The sequence below is a fragment of the Chitinophaga sp. CF118 genome (assembly GCF_900112615.1).
GTDB lineage: Bacteria > Bacteroidota > Bacteroidia > Chitinophagales > Chitinophagaceae > Chitinophaga.
Map to the genome: position 1 here is coordinate 216,196 of NZ_FOMK01000002.1, position 18,755 is coordinate 234,950.

The following is an 18,755-nucleotide window of genomic DNA, read 5'->3' on the forward strand; positions in this document are numbered from 1 at the left end:
AGCATTATTTCCAGGGTTCATTTTGTGTAAGAATACCCTGAGAACTAGTGATCATATTTTGAGGAATGGGGAATCTGCTGAATTTATTATAATTGAAATTTGCCCGTTGATATACATTCTTCAACAGGTTTTCTGTATATCCTGGCACTACTTTATTGTATCGTACCAGATCGAACCAGCGATGACCTTCCAGCGCAAGTTCAATGTGGCGTTCATGCCAGATTTTCTCACGCAGGTCTGCCTTATCTGTAGTGATAATTTCAGGTAGTACACCTGCATCGGCAAAGGTTTTATTACCACGTGCCCGGTAACGGATCTGTTCTAATGTAGTAAGAGCGTTACCTGATTGTCCCAATTCATTGCTGGCTTCCGCATAGATCAGTAAAATCTCCGCATAGCGCATGAACATTGGGTTTACATTCTGAAAAGAAAATTCACCATTGTTCCAATAAGATTTTGGCCAGATCACTTTCTTGTTAGCATAATTAGTATTTGACGGAAAGTATACGCTACCGTCTTTGGGAGTATTGGCATTTTTACTTTCCCAACCTGTTACTTTATCCCCTTTAAAGAAGATGGTAGCAGCTTCACGAGGATCATTAGTCTCATAGCTATTCACCAATGCATCGGTAGGATATACAACGCCATCTCCAAATTCACCTGCTACTCCCTGATATTGTAAATACGGGTTATACCAGCGGCCGGACCAGATAGTGCTCGTGAATAAATATCCACCCGGCATCATGTTCTCGCTGGAGTACAAGTTATCCGGACTAAATAATGCCCGGTAGTCTGCAAAAAGGCTGTATTCCCCTCCTGTGATTACATCATTCGCATACTGTTGTGCTTTAGCATAATCCTGGCGGAATAAATATACTTTAGCAAGCAGCCCTTGTGCTGTACCTTTTGTAACATGTCCTAATCCTGCTGCCCCCCATTGCCCACGGGTAGGCAGCTTTTCTATAGCATATTCAAGATCTTTAATGATCAGGTTATAAAATGCATCTTCATCGCTTTTCGGAATATCATATTCAGCAGCAGAAGGCACATGATCGCGCAAAGGAGCCTGACCAAATACATTTACCAGATCGAAGTTGTAATAAGCCCTGAAGAATTTAGCTTGTGACTCCGCTTTTTCCGCAAGATCCCGGTTTTTCATAGCCGGAGTCCGGTCTATTACCTGATTACAAAAGTTGATGTTAGCGTAAGTCCTGTCCCAATATTGTTGTATATAAGCATTGCTAGCATCATAAGTATATGTTTGAAACATATTCAGCACAGTACCGATACCATTATTTGTGTTCCCTACAATATCTTCCCCTCCCATTTCGTGCGTACTGAAAGACTGGCGGCCTATTGTATATTCGCGCCAGCTGATTGTTCCATAGATCCTGTTTACAGCCTTCTCCACATTTTTTTCATCTGCAAAAAAGAGTTCATCAGATACTACTGCCTGCGGTGATTTCTCCAGAAATTTTGTACAGGAAACCAAGGCCAGGATATTCGTTGCTAAAAGAATATATTTAATGTTTTTCATAATGTCTACACTTAAAATGATGTTTAGAGAGTCATATTCACACCTATCCTTGCCGTACCTGAAACTGGGTACGTGCTGAAATCTGTTCCCATTTCCAATACGTTAGAGTTGGCAATCTCCGGTGAAAATCCTTTGTATTTGGTGATGTATAAAGGATTCGTAAGGTTTACATAAATGCGTAGGTTAGAGATCTTTGCTTTATTCAGCAGACTTTTCTGCATATTATATCCCAGCTCCACATTGCGGATCTTACCATAGGTACCATCCTGCACATTAAAGCTTGATCCCCATGAGTTGTTGGAATTCGCAGCTAAGCGGGGCATATCTGTATTGGTATTAGTGGGAGTCCATGCTCTCAGCCAGTCTTTGTGCAGATTAGTAGTGGTAGTAGTGATCTGGTTGCGGGCTGTATTATAAATTTTTGCGCCAAAACTGCCCATCAGGTCTATCGCAAAATCAAAGCTTTTATAGGAAGCAGTCAATGTTAAACCACCAATAAATTTAGGATGCGGTGAACCTATATTGGTTTGGTCATTTCCTGTAATATACCCGTTGCCATCTGTATCAGCATATATCAGGTCGCCTGGTTTAGCATTCGCCTGATATTCTTTCCCCTGGCTGTTCTTGCCATTATATTCACTGATCTGCGCCTGGCTCTGGAATATTCCAATTGTTTTGTAGCCATAAAAATAACCGATAGGCTGACCTTTTTCTCCTCTGTGAACAGAAGAGGATAAGAATTGGGTACTGGAGATGATCTGACCGCCAAAATCAAGTACCGTATTTTTGTAAGTACTTCCTGAAAACCTTATCCCATAATTCAGATCGCCGACGTTGTCGTTCCAGTTCACCTGGAATTCAAACCCTTTGTTACGAATACTACCTACATTTGAATAGGTCGGTGCTATACCAGCTGATCCTCCCGGAATGGGAACAATCAGGAGTAAATCTTTAGTATCACGATTAAAATAATCAAACTCCACGTTTAATCGCTTATTCAATGTTCCAAACTCAATACCTGCATCCGTTTGTACGGTACGTTCCCATTTAATGCCAGGATTTGATGCGGTTGTAACAGTACCATTGGTAGCATACTGGCCATTGAACAATGCGTTATAAACAGGATCTTGCGTAACGGTACTATAAGCTATATAGTTATTAATTTTATTATTGCCCACCTCTCCCCAGCTTGCACGCAATTTCAGGTTATCTATCCAGGAAATATTCTGCATGAAATTTTCTTCAGATACACGCCATCCCAGTGCCAGTGAAGGAAAATATCCATAACGGTTATCCGGTCCGAATTTAGAGGAACCATCGGCACGGAAAGTACCGGTAAACAGGTAACGGTCTTTAAACGAATAGTTAGCCCGGAAAAGGTAGGAAAGTATTGATTCACTGTAAGCTGTAGATGTCACGGCCAGGTTACCCGCAGGCACTGCACCCAGGTATTGATAATCTGGACTGTCAAACGCCAGGCCGGTACCTACACCTTCCAGTTTATCATAAGTAGCATCCTGTGCGGTAATCCCTCCTAATAAATTCAGATGATGATCCCTGCCAATTTGTTTGTCGTATGTAAGGGTGTTCTCCCACAACCATACTTTATTATTAACATGGTTTTCTGTTAAGGAATTGCTGGCATGGATCTGATTAGGGCCCGAAATATTATAAGCCGGCTCGAAATAATGGTATCTGTCATATGAATAATCCACCCCATAGCTGCTGCGGAAAACCAAACCCGGAATCACCTCATAATTTAACCAGCCGTTGCCCACAAACCGCAGGCTCTTATTATTGGCATCTTTACCGTAATAAAGCGCTGCATAGGGATTAATAATATCAGGATCCTGTCCCGCGTTAAAATTACCATTGGCATCATTTACCGAGATCAATGGTGAAATACGGACAAGCGCATTCATTACACGGAGGCCGGCACTACTACCTATACCAGTCATATTCGAACTGCTAAGAGACAGGTTATGACCAATCTTTAACCGTTTATTCAGCCTGTATTCATTATTAGCCCTCAAAGTGAACCGGTCATAGTCAGTAAATTTCATCACCCCATCCTGCTTAAAATAGCCTCCGCTAATATTATAGCTGGTGTTTTCAGAACCACCTGAAATGGATAACTGGTAATCTCTTACCCAACCTTGCTGAGTACTTTTATCGAACCAGTTAGTGCCTTCACCCAGGGAGTCGGGATGCGGATAAACGGTTGTTCCCGTAATCATATTTTGTAACCGGGCATATTCACTGCCATTGGCCACATCATAGCGCCGTGTCAGGAACTGGAACCCCTCACTTCCACTGAAGTTAACCACCGCGTTACCTGGTTTCCCTTTTTTAGTGGTCACCAAAATAACACCATTGGCACCCCGCGATCCATAAATAGCAGTTGCAGAAGCATCCTTCAATATTTCGATGGAAGCAATATCATGGCTATTCAGATACTGAATATCATTTACGAACATGCCATCAACTATATACAAAGGGTTGGGATCGCCATTGGTACCAATACCACGAACACGAACAATTGGAGCATTACCCGGAGCTCCAACATTTAATACCAGCACGCCCGGAGCTTTCCCCTGTAAGGCTTCCGCGGCATTACTACCACCTATTTTAGTAATATCGGCAGCTTTAATGCTGGAAACAGCACCGGTCAGGTCGGATTTTCTTTGAACACCATAACCGACAACCACCACATCCTGTAAACCGACAGATTGCGGTTTTAAAATGATATTTCCCATATCGGAACCAGTAGCAGCCAGTTCCTGCGTAGCAATACCAATATGCCGAAATACTAACACATGCTGATTATCGGGAACAGCAATGCTGAATTTCCCATCGGCAGTAGTTCTGGCAGCGATTTTAGAGTCTTTCACCGTTACCTGCACACCTGGTATAGGGGCACCGCTGGAATCTTTAACAACTCCCGTTACGGTTTTTTCCTGTCCATAACCAGCATGGAAGAAAATAAGGGAGATTAAAGAGAATAATAGAAAACGGTTTAAAAAATACAATAGTGTAGTTTTTTTCATCTCGGGAATTTATTATTATTAAAAAGAGTACTATTATTTATAAGACTTGTCCCAACATCTAGCTTTGGTTGATTATATGTCCCCCCTAAATACCGCTGTTCAGATGCTGCTGATTGCTACATCCGAATGTTAGCAGCATTCCAAAAGTACTTCCCTCCAATAAGAAGACAGGGGTCGTAATTCGTAAAATAAGGGGTATTTTTCACCTTTTCAGGGTATGAAAAAGAGGGGGGTAAAACTCATTTATTATTGATATTCAATCAATTGATTTCATACTGAGCTTCTAAATTATGACGGAGCCCAAATTTTATTTAATTTCATTTTATGAGAAAAACCTTCTTCTTTTTCCTTTTGAGCTTTCTCATTGATCAATTAGTTTCGGCCCAAACACCTGAGGTTCTAGCAATCAGAAAATACGGAAATAGAAATGCCGGCAATATTATCAATGAGTTCTCTGAATTTCTTTCTTTGCCAAATGTTGCTGCTGACCCCGCCGGCCTGCAAAAGAATGCAACTTTTATTATGGCAATGATGAATAAGCGGGGTATTCAAAAAGTACAGCTTTTAAATGCTTCCACATCAGGCGTACCTCCGGTTGTTTATGGTGAAGTAATATTCCCCGGTGCAAAACAAACCCTTGTTTTTTATGCCCATTATGATGGGCAGCCTGTTAATCCAACCCAATGGGCAAAAGAGCTCGATCCGTTTCAGGCAAAGTTATTTTCGAATGCTATAAATAAAGGAGGAATCAATATTCCTTTCCCTACGGATGGCAGTTATAATAAGGAATGGAGAATATATGCCCGCAGTACGTCTGATGACAAGGCAGGGGTAGATGCTATTTTGAATGCTTATGATGCAATCACTAAAAGTGGGTTGACGCCTGGATATAATCTTAAATTTTTCTTCGAGGGTGAGGAAGAAGCCGGTTCTACACATCTTAGTGAAATACTGGAAAAGTACCGGCCGTTACTCCAATCTGACTTGTGGATCATTTGTGATGGACCGGTTCATCAATCAGGGAAAAAACAAATTGTATTTGGTGCTCGTGGCGATGCGCATCTTGATCTTACGGTGTATGCTTCAAAGAGGCCATTACATAGTGGTCATTATGGCAACTGGGCTCCTAACCCTGGCATGATGCTGGCAAAATTGCTGGCTTCTATGAAAGATGAAAACGGAAGAGTGACTATAAAAGGATTTTATGATGATGTGACTCCTTTAACCGCTTTTGAAAGAAAAGCTTTGGAAGAAGTGCCTTCAGTGGATGAACAAATGAAAAAAGAACTGGGAATAAGTGCCGTTGAAATGCAGGGCGTAACATTAAGTGAAGCTATCATTCAGCCTTCATTAAATATTAATGGTATGCAAAGCGGGAATGTAGGCAAGATGGCTTCCAATCAAATACCGACCTATGCAACTGCAGTTCTTGATTTAAGGTTAGTATTGGGTAACGATTGGAAGAGGCAGCAACAAAAAGTAATCGATCACATAAAAACAGAGGGTTACTATGTAACAGATAATGAGCCTACCGACGAAGAAAGAGAAAAATATGCAAAGATTATAAAAGTGATACCTGGACAGGATGGTATCAATGCGCAGCGTACATCCATGGATCTGCCCATCATACAAAAAGTTATTGCAGCAGTTAAAACTACATCTAAAGACCAAATTGTACTGCAACCAACATCGGGTGGTACTCTTCCTCTTTTTTTATTTGAAAAATATCTGAATGCCAAAACTGTTACAGTTCCTATAGCCAATCATGATAATAACCAACACGCCGAAAATGAAAATATTCGTATTGGCAATTTGTTTGATGGAATAGAAACGATGGGATCGTTGATGATGATTAAATAATTGCGGTATGGTATCTGCTCAATAGTTTCTTTAGTAACAACATAACAAAAAGATGAAGTAAATACTTCATCTTTTTATACCACTTTATCTAAATTATCAATATCAATACCGTTGTACTACGCGGAACATAAACCGTACAGGCTCGCCTATTACTCCCGCTGCAACTCTTCTGTTTTTAAGTATATCTGATTTCATGTAGGCATTCGCTTTTGCAGTGTCCATCAGGGCTGTTACCAACATTACTTTGTGGTTATCGTCTGCATCATGACCATAAGCCCTTACGATTATACCATTATCCATCCTTTCCTGTTTACCTTCTTCAAATGCATTTTGCCATGCATCCCAGTCTTTAACTGTGAACATTGCACTGGACCGGATGTCGGAAGTGATAATAGCAGTATCCTGGAAGGTCATCGTAACAAAACTAAACGAAGGCGTACCCAACACCCCAGCTTTTCCCATGGCATTTTTCAGACCAGCATCTTTGGAAAATGCTTTTGCTTTGTCCATATCCTCTGCTTTCAAGGCTATGAACACCATATTGGGATCCTCCATACCACGGCCAATTACGTAGTTATGTAGTTTATTAGCCAACCGCGCGGAATCGTGCTCATCATAGCCGATTTTCCATTTTGCGAAGTCGGCTACCTTGTGTTTGATTACCAACATATTTTGCGGGGTCGTAACAATAGTATTCATTATGGGTTCTACATTAACAGTAGTGCTGTCAATGCGGGTACTGTCAGTGGTGGTTTTCCCTCCACCTCCTCCGCAAGATGTTAATAAAGCTATCATAGTTGCATAAACGAACATACAAGTAAATCTTAACCGATTCATCGATTTAATTTTAAGAATGAAGAAATTAGAAGACGAGGAAAGGGATTGTAGGAGGATAAAGAAGTAATGAAGGTAGATTATATTAATTTACCAGCCGAATTTATATTTACCTCTCAAAACCTTGCCCTCACTGCTGTTTTTGACATTCCATTTACTTAAGTTGTTACGCGTTTTGAATCGTACTTGTTTCATTTGCTATATACACCTTCATTTCAGATATTATTTTACTTTCAGCAAACTTGCGTTGATGGCTACTACAATAGTGCTAACCGTCATTAAAACGGCACCTGCCGCGGGGCTTAACCAAACGCCCTGTTTGTACAATACACCTGCCGCTAATGGCAAGGCAATTACATTGTAGCCTGTTGCCCAGATTAAATTCTGAATCATTTTACGGTAAGTAGCTTTGCCAAATAAAACCAAACTCACAATGTCTTTCGGATTACTATTTACCAAAACAATTCCCGCTGTTTCAGCGGCTATATCGCTGCCACTGCCAACCGCGACACCAACATCTGCAACGGCCAAAGCAGGCGCATCGTTTACACCATCACCTGTCATGGCAACAAACTCTCCTTTGCTTTGCAACTCTTTTATCTTTTCTAATTTTTGATGGGGTAATACTTCAGCAATGAAGCTATCCATACCCAAAGTTTCACTTACACTTTTCGCTACTTTATTGTTATCACCCGTAAGTAATATTGACTTTATATTATTCCGTTTTAAGATTTTAATTGCTTCTGCAGATTCAGGGCGTATCTCATCGGACAAAGCAATATATCCCGCTAATTGATTATTGACAATGACAAACACAACAGTTTCCGTATCGTTGACAATAAAGCCTTCGGGGATAGTGATCTTATTCTCTTTTAAATATCCAGGGCTAATCACCAATATTTTCTTACCTTCTACTTTTGCTTCAACCCCTTGTCCTGTGATGGCATTAAAACTTTCTGTTGCCGGAATGGAGATAGATAAATCTTTTGCTTTTTGCAGGATGCCTGTTGCAATAGGATGTTCTGATTTCTGCTCTAATGCCGATGCCAAACGAATAATTTCATTTTCGCTAACGTCTTTTTGCAGCGATACAATTTTTGATACTTCAAATTTCCCTATAGTAAGTGTGCCTGTTTTGTCAAATACAATAGTGGTGATTTTTCTTGCATTTTCAAATGCTGTCCTATTCTTAATCAGCAAACCATTTTTAGCGGATAAAGCAGTTGATTTTGCCACTACCAATGGCACTGCTAAACCTAAAGCATGAGGGCAACAAATAACAATTACCGTTACCATTCTTTCCATTGCAAACGCCAAAGATTGTCCTGTTAAATACCAATACAAAAATGTAGCGATGCCTGAAAGTAATGCTATAATTGTTAACCATCTTGCAGCCCTATCTGCTAACAACTGTGTTTTTGACTTTGATTTTTGCGCATCATCCACCAACTTTATTACCTGCGACAAATAAGAATCTTTTGCGGCATGGGAAACGGTAACTTTAATAGAGCCGTTACCATTGATAGCACCTGCAATTACCTTATCACCTTTTACTTTTTGTACAGGTTTAGATTCTCCTGTCAGCATACTTTCGTTCAGATAGCTTTCCCCTTCTGATATGATTCCGTCCGCTGCCACTTTTTCGCCTGGCTTTACAAGGATAATATCATTTTCTTTTAATGTATCTGTTTTTACATCATGTACCATATCCGGCATTACCATATGTGCATCGGCCGGCATCAACTGCACCAATAGTTCCAGTTCTTTAGAAGCACCGGCAACAGATTTCATTTCTATCCAATGGCCCAAAAGCATTATTAGAATTAGTGTTGCTAATTCCCAAAAGAAATCCATACCCTGCAAACCAAATACAATTGCAACGCTGTATATGTAGGCTACGGTAATGGCGAAGCCAATCAGAAACATCATACCAGGGTTTTTCGATTTCACTTCATCAACCAACCCTTTTAAGAATGGCCAACCGCCATAAAAAAACACAACTGTAGATAACACAAACAGGATATATTGGGAGCCTTCAAACTGCCAGTTTATACCAATAAAATGTTGTATCATGGTTGATAACAACATGATGGGAACGGTAAGCACTAACACCACATTGAACCGTTTTCTAAAATCCTGAATCATCATCGAATGGTGGTTATGTCCAGCATGTCCCATTGCAGGATTGTCATTATGCTGCATGCCCTGATGCTTATTATTTTCATGAGCTACATGATTCACGACAGACGCCGGATGAAGATGTTGATGTTCCATATAACTTTTTTAACAGGTTAATGTAATCCCCCGCACCTAAACACTGGTTAAAAATTTATGGTGCGCAGTTGATTGGCAGCAACTATACGTATTTAGTTCGTATAGCTGCTGCCTTTGTTAAATCAACATTATTTAATCGTATCATTTATCTTACCACAGGTAAGCATCTGGCTACCGTAGTAGGGGTTTTTGATGGCTGACTCACTGCTCAACCAGTAAGCCTTTTTCATGGGGCAATAATCCTGGTAAACGGGTTTATCAGAAAGCTTTACAGCTTTAGCCAGTTTATAGAAGTTATCAGAAAATGATTTGAAATGATCTCTCTGATGGCCTATTTCTTTTGTTCCGGAAATGTGTTCTGCATCAAAAGAAAGTTTCTCCTTTAAAGGCATAAAGGCATTCATGTCTGCTTCAGAAAGCGCTTTCATGTCGATACCGTTAATGGCTTTTACAAATTCACCGGCCTGCACAGCTGCAGTATTAGCATCACTGCTTACCAAAGCATTTTTGATATTGTAATAGAGGCTAAGCAAGGAGGATAAAGGTGTTTCTTGCGCAGCTGTGTTATAATCTGCCTTTGCTGAAAATGAAATGGAAGCAAATAAGATTGCTGAAAGAATGAATGTTTTCATCTTAAATAGATTTAATTCTTGCATTAATAAAATAATACATCTTCAATGCCTGAAAGGCATGACATATATAATAACAGTAGGAAAATCTGACTGTTTATCAGCAAAAATCAAATCTGGAAGGACTGAATAGACACACGTATCCCACGTGAGCTTGATACGTATGGTCGGACTACCTGTATTTGTGCCCTGGTTAGGGGAAAGGAAGATAAATAAGACTGGTACAAAAAATGGAGATGCAACACTATAACAGGTACCTCAATACCTGCATTTACCGCATGTGCAAGCAATTTATCTAATTGAGAAAACTGAACTACATCGTTGTTGCAGCAATTGTCTTTTTCCGTTTCGTTCTTAGCTTTCGTTTCTTCTTCGTGGTGATGATTATGCGTTAACCCTTCATGATGATGAGAGGCTATTGCAGAAGGCACAGCATTTTCTTCATGGTGATGCTTTGCATTAAACCCCATATTCAAACCAACCGCACAGGCAACCCCTACCAACGTATTTAAGGCAAATACGGCCAGGAGAAAGATTGCTTTTAACTGTATGGTTCTGTTTCTTTTCATTGTAAATTAATACGAAAGTAAACATAATATGGCTAACGACAAATACATCGCTATTCCGAGCCAGAATATACCTCAAAGGTATAATCACAGCCGTATTCTCCCCTTATATAATTCCGGAAAAGATTTATATAATTTCAGGTGCTGATCCGATTTGACTATTTCCCCATTGATACAGTGACTGTAGCCAAACAAGACTACCTGGTCTGCGTATAAGTACTCAACAACAATTGTGCAAATCCGGATAATGTTTATATTACAAATTATAATACTTATTTTTATAGTGGTCTATACGCATTTGAGGATCCTACTATAAACGGTGCGACTACTACCGGATAAATTGCACTTAGCCCAACAATTTCCCTTCTGATAAAGGTCACGTTATATACTAATTACATTAAGCTTTAACCTATGATTAAACCCATTAACCCATCAATCAAGATTGCATTGGTATTGCTGCCCTTGCTTCTGTTGTTCATCATGCCATCAATGGCTCAAATAACATGGCCATCGGGTCAGCTCCTTCCTTCTTTTCCTTCATCAGCACAAACTCAGGATCTGATTATTCTTCGTGAAACGTCCTCGTCCACACGTTGGGAAGGTGAAGGTCCATCTCTTGGTCATAAGACTGGTCGGTTAGAGACCGACGGCTGGCTTTGCCAAACAGGGATCGACGCACCAAATGAGCATATGATTTACGGGCCTTATGATACAAACACGCCAGCAGGGCCCAATGTAGCAGAGTTTCGGATGAAGATCGACAACAATACTGCTAATGACGATCCTGTAGTGGATATTGATGTCAGGAATGCAACAAATGGCCAGATCCTTGCCTCACAGACGATTACCCGCAGGCAATTTCCTATTGCCTCAAATTACACAAGTTTTACTTTACCCTTTACAATGCCGGCAGATAATCAATCAATCGAGTTACGTATATATTGGCGGGGAAGTGCTTATACGAAAGTCGACTGGGTGAGTGTACAGCAAAATAACGCTGGCGAGATGTATTTATTCGCCTCATTGAAAGGCATCGTCAACAGGACACAACCGCGCATTTTCTCTTATGAAGGTGATGCGTTTGCGGAAGGACAATATACCTGGTTGCAATCTTTGGGTTTGAACTGGACTGAGCCTGCAGATAAGTGGGATCTTATTACTAAATATCGGAGCGAGTTATCCGGTTTGATTGTTTACGACCCAACACAAATTCACACTGTTAACCTGGCAACAATACTTGCCAAAGACCGGAAAGCGCTCATTGCCTCACCAGCATTGATATCACGGCTAACATCTGCTCCATATAATTTACCAATATTACTTGATTTACGCGGCCAGTTTTCCAGTAAATTGCAGGTATACCAGACATTATACAACACTTACTGGCCAAATCTAGATCATCGTATATTAATAGGATTAAATCCGGAGGCTCATAAAGCCGCCCTGCGTGAATATGCAACAGCATTGGGTTCCGCGGTTATATGGCTGGATCCTCAGGATGCTGCTGAAAGCACATTATTGAACAGCTTTTTATCCTCCATGCCTGCAGGTTCAAACTACATGGGATGGTGGAAGGACGAAGGCCCAGGAGTAGAAAGGGCTTCAACCTATGGTATTACAACCATTGCCAGCGACTGGGCTACAAACCTGACAGTACACAGTGGCATGCCCAGAACAGTAACGCTTAAACCAATACCTCCTAAACCGGCATTACAGAACAAGATTTATGTGGCCTTCATATTAAGTGATGGAGATAACTTACAGTATGTGGAACACCTTATGCGTAAGCTCTGGAATAATCCTGATCGTGGCGCGATCCCAATAGGATGGACGCTCTCTCCAGCCATGCTGGATGCCATGCCAGGAGCACTAAACTATTATTCGCAGAGTTCCACTGTTAATGATAATCTTATTTCAGGACCTTCCGGCTATGGTTACACGTATCCCAACAGCTGGCCTAATCAAAATTTGCTGAATCAGTTTGTTGTTAAAACCGAAGACTACAACCAGCGTGCAGGATTCAGGGTTGTTACCGTCTGGAATACTATCACAGGTGGAATTAATCAGAATGTGGGACAAGCCTTCGCTACCAATGCACCATCTCTGCTTGGCTTAACCGCCCAAAATACCGGTGGTGGACTTACGATATACAATAACAGTCTTCCGGGAATGGCGCTTTCCTGCAACTACTGCACACAGGAACAGCCTATGAAGGATCACATTGCCGCCGCAGCTTCCGGATGGAATAGGACCTCACCACGCTTCATTATTATACAGGCGCAACCCTGGCAAAATGTGACACCTACAAGCTTTAAGAACGTTGCAAACTCTCTTAACGCAGATTATGTGGTGGTGCGTCCTGATCATATTTTCCAGCTTATCCGTGAAGCAAATGCTCTTCCGGTTAATGCTGCCAGTACTAATTTATTTAAGCTATCACAAGCTATGGGAGGAACAATAAGCGCTGAATATCAGACAGATCCTTCCTGCAGGTAAATAAAAAGGCTCTGAAATTCTTTACAGATAAGAATTTCAGAGCCTTTTTTATAACTCTTTCCATTTTGTTATATACAATGAGCGCTGTGCAGTGACGCTTACGCCTGTTATACCAATCATATATATTTGCTGTGAATTATTTACGTGTGCGTTCACCTTTGCGGGGGGACCTTATTATTATAAGTCAAATATTTTATAGCCTATGGTGTGGTATTGCGGACCAGTACAATTGCGACCGCAGGGGGTTAAAGTACATTTATAGAGATAACCAATTTTCACCCTTAAACCTAAGCTACACATGAGAAAAGTGTTACTATTCGCAACGGCATTGTTGTGCAGTACAATATCGTTTGGACAAGATTACTGGAGGCCACACACAGATGCCGCCAGGATTATTACGGACAAAGCCGTAGCCCGGCTTGCATTTCCGGCTGACTTCAAATTATTTGATCTGAATTTAACTCCTTTGCGGAATGAAGTATTCAAAACTGTCCGTAATGCGTCTGCACATTCAACAATTATCTCTTTGCCAAATGCAGACGGGCAAATTGAACAGTTCGAAATTATAGAAGCTTCCAATTTCGAGCCTGCATTACAGGCTCAATTTCCGGAAATTAGAGCATTTTCCGGAAAAGGTATTACCGATAAATCTGCCATATTAAAGTTGAGCATTTCTCCGCAGGGGATACAAACAATAGTCTTTCGTACAGAAAAGGAAAATGAATTTATTGAACCTTATTCTGCTGACCATACTGTTTATACTGTATTCAAAAAACGACCGAACGCTTTACCATGGAAGTGCTCTACTCCGGAGGAAAAATTGTCAACTAATATAGGTAACCAGTTACCTAACATTGGTGCCAGATCCACCGGTGATATGAAAACATTGCGACTGGCTCAATCAGTTACTGCTGAATACTCCAATTATTTTGGGGCCACAAGCGCTTCGCAGGTTTCATTAGTGCTGGCGGCCGTCAATGCTACGCTTACCCGTTGCAATGGTGTTTATGAAAAGGACCTGGCTATCCATCTTAACCTGGTCGCCGCAAATACCAGTATATTCTATTATAATGCTTCAACGGATCCATATTCCGCGGCCAGCACGGGTGCCGGCGGAGCATGGAATAGTGAATTACAAAGTACACTAACCTCTGTAATTGGTGCAGCGAATTATGATATTGGTCACCTGTTCGGCGCATCCGGCGGTGGTGGTAACGCTGGTTGTATAGGTTGCATTTGTGTCGACAATTCAAAAGGAAGTGGCTTTACTTCTCCTGCTGATAATATTCCCCAGGGAGATAATTTCGATATCGATTATGTAGTACATGAGGTAGGACACCAGTTGGGTGCTAACCATACTTTCTCCATGAGCAATGAAGGTACAGGCGTTAATGTGGAACCTGGTTCAGGTATTACTATTATGGGTTATGCCGGTATTACCAGCCAGGACCTTGCTCCACATTCTATTGCTATTTTTCATGCCGCTTCCATTGCACAAATACAGTCTAATCTTACAAGCAAGACTTGCCCAATAACTACCATTATTTCCGGCAATAATGCAACCCCTGTTGTCAATGCCGGCGGTAATTTTACAATTCCTATCAGCACCCCGTTTGCACTTACCGGTTCAGCTACTGATGCCAATGCTGGTGACGTGCTGACTTATTGCTGGGAGCAAAATAATAATGCTTCATCATCACAAACAGGAACTAGTAGTGTGGCTAGCGCTACCAAAGCTTCTGGCCCCAACTGGATATCATTTGCCCCTACCACGTCACCAACAAGATATTTCCCAAAAATGGCGACCATTCTTACTGGTGGTTTAGTATCCGGCCCGTTGTCAGGTGGTGATGCGGGAGCTAATACGGAAGCATTGAGTTCCGTTTCAAGAACTTTACTCTTCCGGTTAACTGTAAGGGATAATGCTCCTTATAGTTCCACAGCGCCGGTAACTATCGGGCAGACGAATTTTGCGGATATGACAGTAACTGTCACCAATTCATCAGGACCTTTTTCAGTGACTGCTCCTAATACGGCTGTATCATGGGCCGGTAATTCATCACAAACTATAACATGGAGTGTAGCGAATACAACAACAGCACCAGTTAGTTGTGCCAACGTAAAAATATCCATCTCTACAGACGGAGGCACCACATTCAGTACATTAGTGGCAAGCACTCCTAATGACGGCACTGAGGCTGTAACTATTCCCAATACACCCACTACAACAGCAAGAATAAAAGTAGAAGCTGTAGGAAATATTTTCTTTGATATTTCCAATACCAACTTCACTATCACATCCGGTTCATCCTGTGTTTCTCCCGCAGGGTTAACTGCTTCTGCTATTGACACTACATCGGCTACAATAGGATGGACAGCAGTAAGCGGCGCTGTATCATATGATGTGGATTATAAATCTACCTCATCTGCTACATGGATTAATGTCGCAACAGCAACAACAGCTACTACTTTTGGATTAACAGGTCTTATACCAGGAACTACTTATGATTACAGGATAAGAACTAATTGCGCCAGCGGCAGCAGTTCTTATTCAGCTGCACAGTTTACTACTATATCAACAGCCCCTTGTAGTGCGCCTACTGGTTTAACCAGTTCAGCTGTAACGGCTACCGGAGCTACTGTTAGCTGGGCAGCCGTAAGCGGTGCTTTGAATTATAATGTAGATTATAAACCTAATTCATCCGCTACATGGATCAATGCCGTAACCGGAACCACTTCCACATCTGTTAATTTAAGCGGATTAACATCAGCCACATTATATGATTGGAGAGTAAGAACAAATTGCTCAGGTGGCAACAGTACATATACTGCAGCACAGTTCACTACCTTAACCGTAACAGGTTGTTCAAATACATTGGATAATTCAACCAATGGAACAACTGCCGGCGCTGCAACCATTCCGTTTAATACCGATGTCACTGGTCTCATCAGCCCAAGTGGTGATATTGATAATTATAAGTTTGTGATCACTACCAGTGGTACTATTACTATTACATTGGGTACATTGCCTGGCGATTATGACCTGAAACTGCTGAACAGCGCAGGTACGCAGCTCAATATTTCACAGGCAGGTGGTACCAGCAGTGAAAGTATTAGCAGAACCGTTAGTGCGGGTACCTATTACGCACAGGTGTATGGTTACAATGGGGCAAATAGTGCTACCTCTTGTTATACATTACGGGTACAATTAGGTACTGCCAGCCGCGGAACTGATCCTATTACCAGCGATGAGCAAAAAGTGGTTGTATTCCCGAACCCTGCCAATAATGTAGTGAACATTAACCTTACAGGTTTCAAAGGAAAAGCAGATGTGAGCATGTTTGATTCGAATGGCCGCTTGGTATTGCGTCGTCAAGTGAGCACGGCTAATACACAGCTCGATATTTCTGCATTGCCTGCAGGTGTTTATATGATGAGGATTAAGAATGATGGAGTAAAGGATGTGAAAATGACGAAGATCATTAAACAATAAAGACAAATACAGAACCCGATACAGAAAAGCCAGTGCCTCTCCAGGTACTGGCTTTTTTATTAAGAGAACGTTATAAAACTCAGTCGTTACCAGATCATCTATCTTATCCATCTGACATTAAAATGGTGTATCAAAAGTGGACAGTTTTTGTACGAAAACGAACAAAACCGTACCCACAATACTACCAACATACTACAAATCAGTCATTTGGTTGTCCGGCATTCTCTTTGCGTACATTCTCACCAAATCCTGTCAGTTACATTTCAATGAATTATTGATATACTATGATTAGAAATTTCTTCAAAGTCGCAACTCTCTCAATTATTTTTTCTATTTGCTTTTTATTACTTAAAGCCCAGACTCCAGATTCTAATCCGTCAAACAAATCTAAAAAGGTAGATAGCTTTATGACTGATATATACAAACAAGGGCAGTTTATGGGTGCTGTATTAGTTGCAGAACATGGTAAAATAATTTACAAGAAGGGCTTCGGGTTTGCTGATACAAAAGAAAAAGAAGAATTTAAACCAACAACACAATGTTATGTTGGCTCTATATCAAAGCAGTTCACTGCAATGGGCATTGTAATGTTAAAAGAAAAAGGGGAAATTGAGTACAACCGATCTATTCGTCAATACTTCCCTGAGCTGCCGGAATGTTATCAGACAATAACTATCCTTAATATGCTGCAGCATACTTCAGGGCTTGCATTGTTTGACGACTATCCTAACATGACGGAGAACGATGTATTCGAAATTCTACGGAAACAAACGTCATTACGATTTGTGCCCGGTTCAAGATTCGAATATTGCAATGCCAATTATAGCTTACTGGGGATGCTGATTGAAAAAATATCAGGGAAAAGTCTGGATTCATTTTTAAGAGCTAATATTTTCATTCCTTGCGGGATGAAAAATACATATGTAGATGACCCTACAATTAAAAATCGAAAACGTGCAGTAGGTTATTATCTTTTTGGGGATGAATATAATTACAGCACTTATATAGGCGGCGCCGCGTCTGTAGTATCAACAGTCGAAGATCTATACAAATGGGACCAGATGCTTTATAATCCAACCATTATTTCAAAACAATCATTAACAGAAATATTTACACCAGGAGGAAATAAATGGGAAAGCAATGTGTATGGAAAACAAGGCTATGGTTTTGGGTGGTTTATAAGTGGAGATGAAAACGATAAAATTATTCAGCATGATGGTGGTTTTGCTGGTTTTCGATCATATATTGAAAGGGAGGTAAATAAACATAACAGCATTATCTTCTTAAGTAATGTTCGTCATGAACTCATAGGCAACATTCGTGAGGGGATTGCAAATATCCTGAACAATATGCCATACACAATTCCTAAAATTTCAGGAGCGAACTGGATAATAAGCAAAGCCAAAGAAGTTGGAATGAAACAAGCCATACTTGACTACAAATCACTATCCGAAGCAAAAGATAGCAACTATTATTTTAGTGAAAGAGAATGTAATTCACTTGGTTATTATTTGCTCCGGAATAATAAAATAGATGATGCTATTGTGCTTTTCAAATTTAATGTGGTGCTATTTCCTAATTCCGGGAATGCGTTTGACAGTATGGGTGAAGCATATTTAAAATCCGGCGATAAAGAAAGCGCATTGATAAGTTATAAAAAGGCATTCAAACTTGATCCAGGTAATAGCAATGCTGCAGAAATAATAAAGAAACTGGAGAACAGACAATAAGCACTATCAAAAAAGATTCCTGTCAAACACGCTGCTCATGCATTGCTGTAGCGCCAAGCCCCGACTGTTTTGAAGCAGATTGCTTTCTTGCTCTACACATTTATTTCTAACACTTTTTACTGTTAAAGCTGGTAATGGTACTTCCATCATAACGATATACCCCATCTAAAGCTTTGTCCTTTACAGGAAGTGAAAAAAACAATTATTAAGAACAAAGGGTAAATCTGTGCGTATTTCATAATTTATTTTATTTATTGTCAAAAATTCTCTACAAAGCAAAAAGGTGTGT

General features: G+C 40.6%; 10 protein-coding genes. 4 read left to right on the forward strand and 6 right to left on the reverse strand.

Going from position 1 to position 18,755, the window contains the following annotated elements:
* Positions 1-4: 4 nt before the first annotated feature.
* Positions 5-1,537: a RagB/SusD family nutrient uptake outer membrane protein gene (locus BM176_RS09195; protein ID WP_090102078.1), complete on the reverse strand. Its 1,533-nt coding sequence runs from the start codon at positions 1,535-1,537 to the stop codon at positions 5-7.
* A gap of 23 nt (positions 1,538-1,560) precedes the next feature.
* Positions 1,561-4,584, reverse strand: a complete 3,024-nt coding sequence (locus BM176_RS09200; RefSeq protein ID WP_090102079.1) for a SusC/RagA family TonB-linked outer membrane protein — start codon at positions 4,582-4,584, stop codon at positions 1,561-1,563.
* A gap of 324 nt (positions 4,585-4,908) precedes the next feature.
* Here BM176_RS09200 and BM176_RS09205 point away from each other — a divergent pair, with 324 nt between their 5' ends.
* The gene (locus BM176_RS09205) at positions 4,909-6,444 is read left to right on the forward strand and encodes a M20/M25/M40 family metallo-hydrolase (protein ID WP_090102081.1); all 1,536 of its coding nucleotides are present in this window, start codon (positions 4,909-4,911) and stop codon (positions 6,442-6,444) included.
* Between the two features lie 102 nt (positions 6,445-6,546).
* Here BM176_RS09205 and BM176_RS09210 read toward each other — a convergent pair whose 3' ends face one another.
* The 4 genes from BM176_RS09210 to BM176_RS09225 form a co-directional block, all read right to left on the reverse strand.
* On the reverse strand, positions 6,547-7,281 hold the full coding sequence (locus BM176_RS09210; protein WP_090102082.1) for a hypothetical protein: 735 nt from the start codon (positions 7,279-7,281) through the stop codon (positions 6,547-6,549).
* Between the two features lie 219 nt (positions 7,282-7,500).
* Positions 7,501-9,552, reverse strand: coding sequence for a copper-translocating P-type ATPase (locus BM176_RS09215; protein WP_090102084.1), 2,052 nt, complete (start codon positions 9,550-9,552; stop codon positions 7,501-7,503).
* 128 nt (positions 9,553-9,680) lie between these two features.
* Positions 9,681-10,184 carry a DUF3347 domain-containing protein gene (locus tag BM176_RS09220; RefSeq protein ID WP_177230353.1) on the reverse strand — a complete coding sequence of 168 codons (504 nt, stop codon included), beginning with the start codon at positions 10,182-10,184 and terminating at the stop codon, positions 9,681-9,683.
* Between the two features lie 107 nt (positions 10,185-10,291).
* Positions 10,292-10,750: an HYC_CC_PP family protein gene (locus tag BM176_RS09225; RefSeq protein ID WP_090102088.1), complete on the reverse strand. Its 459-nt coding sequence runs from the start codon at positions 10,748-10,750 to the stop codon at positions 10,292-10,294.
* Positions 10,751-11,158: 408 nt separating this feature from the next.
* Here BM176_RS09225 and BM176_RS09230 point away from each other — a divergent pair, with 408 nt between their 5' ends.
* The 3 genes from BM176_RS09230 (at position 11,159) to BM176_RS09240 (ending at position 18,466) form a co-directional block, all read left to right on the forward strand.
* On the forward strand, positions 11,159-13,243 hold the full coding sequence (locus BM176_RS09230; protein ID WP_090102090.1) for a GxGYxYP domain-containing protein: 2,085 nt from the start codon (positions 11,159-11,161) through the stop codon (positions 13,241-13,243).
* Positions 13,244-13,541: 298 nt separating this feature from the next.
* Positions 13,542-16,736 carry a reprolysin-like metallopeptidase gene (locus BM176_RS09235; RefSeq protein WP_090102091.1) on the forward strand — a complete coding sequence of 1,065 codons (3,195 nt, stop codon included), beginning with the start codon at positions 13,542-13,544 and terminating at the stop codon, positions 16,734-16,736.
* Between the two features lie 284 nt (positions 16,737-17,020).
* On the forward strand, positions 17,021-18,466 hold the full coding sequence (locus BM176_RS09240; protein WP_090102093.1) for a serine hydrolase domain-containing protein: 1,446 nt from the start codon (positions 17,021-17,023) through the stop codon (positions 18,464-18,466).
* Positions 18,467-18,755: the final 289 nt, after the last annotated feature.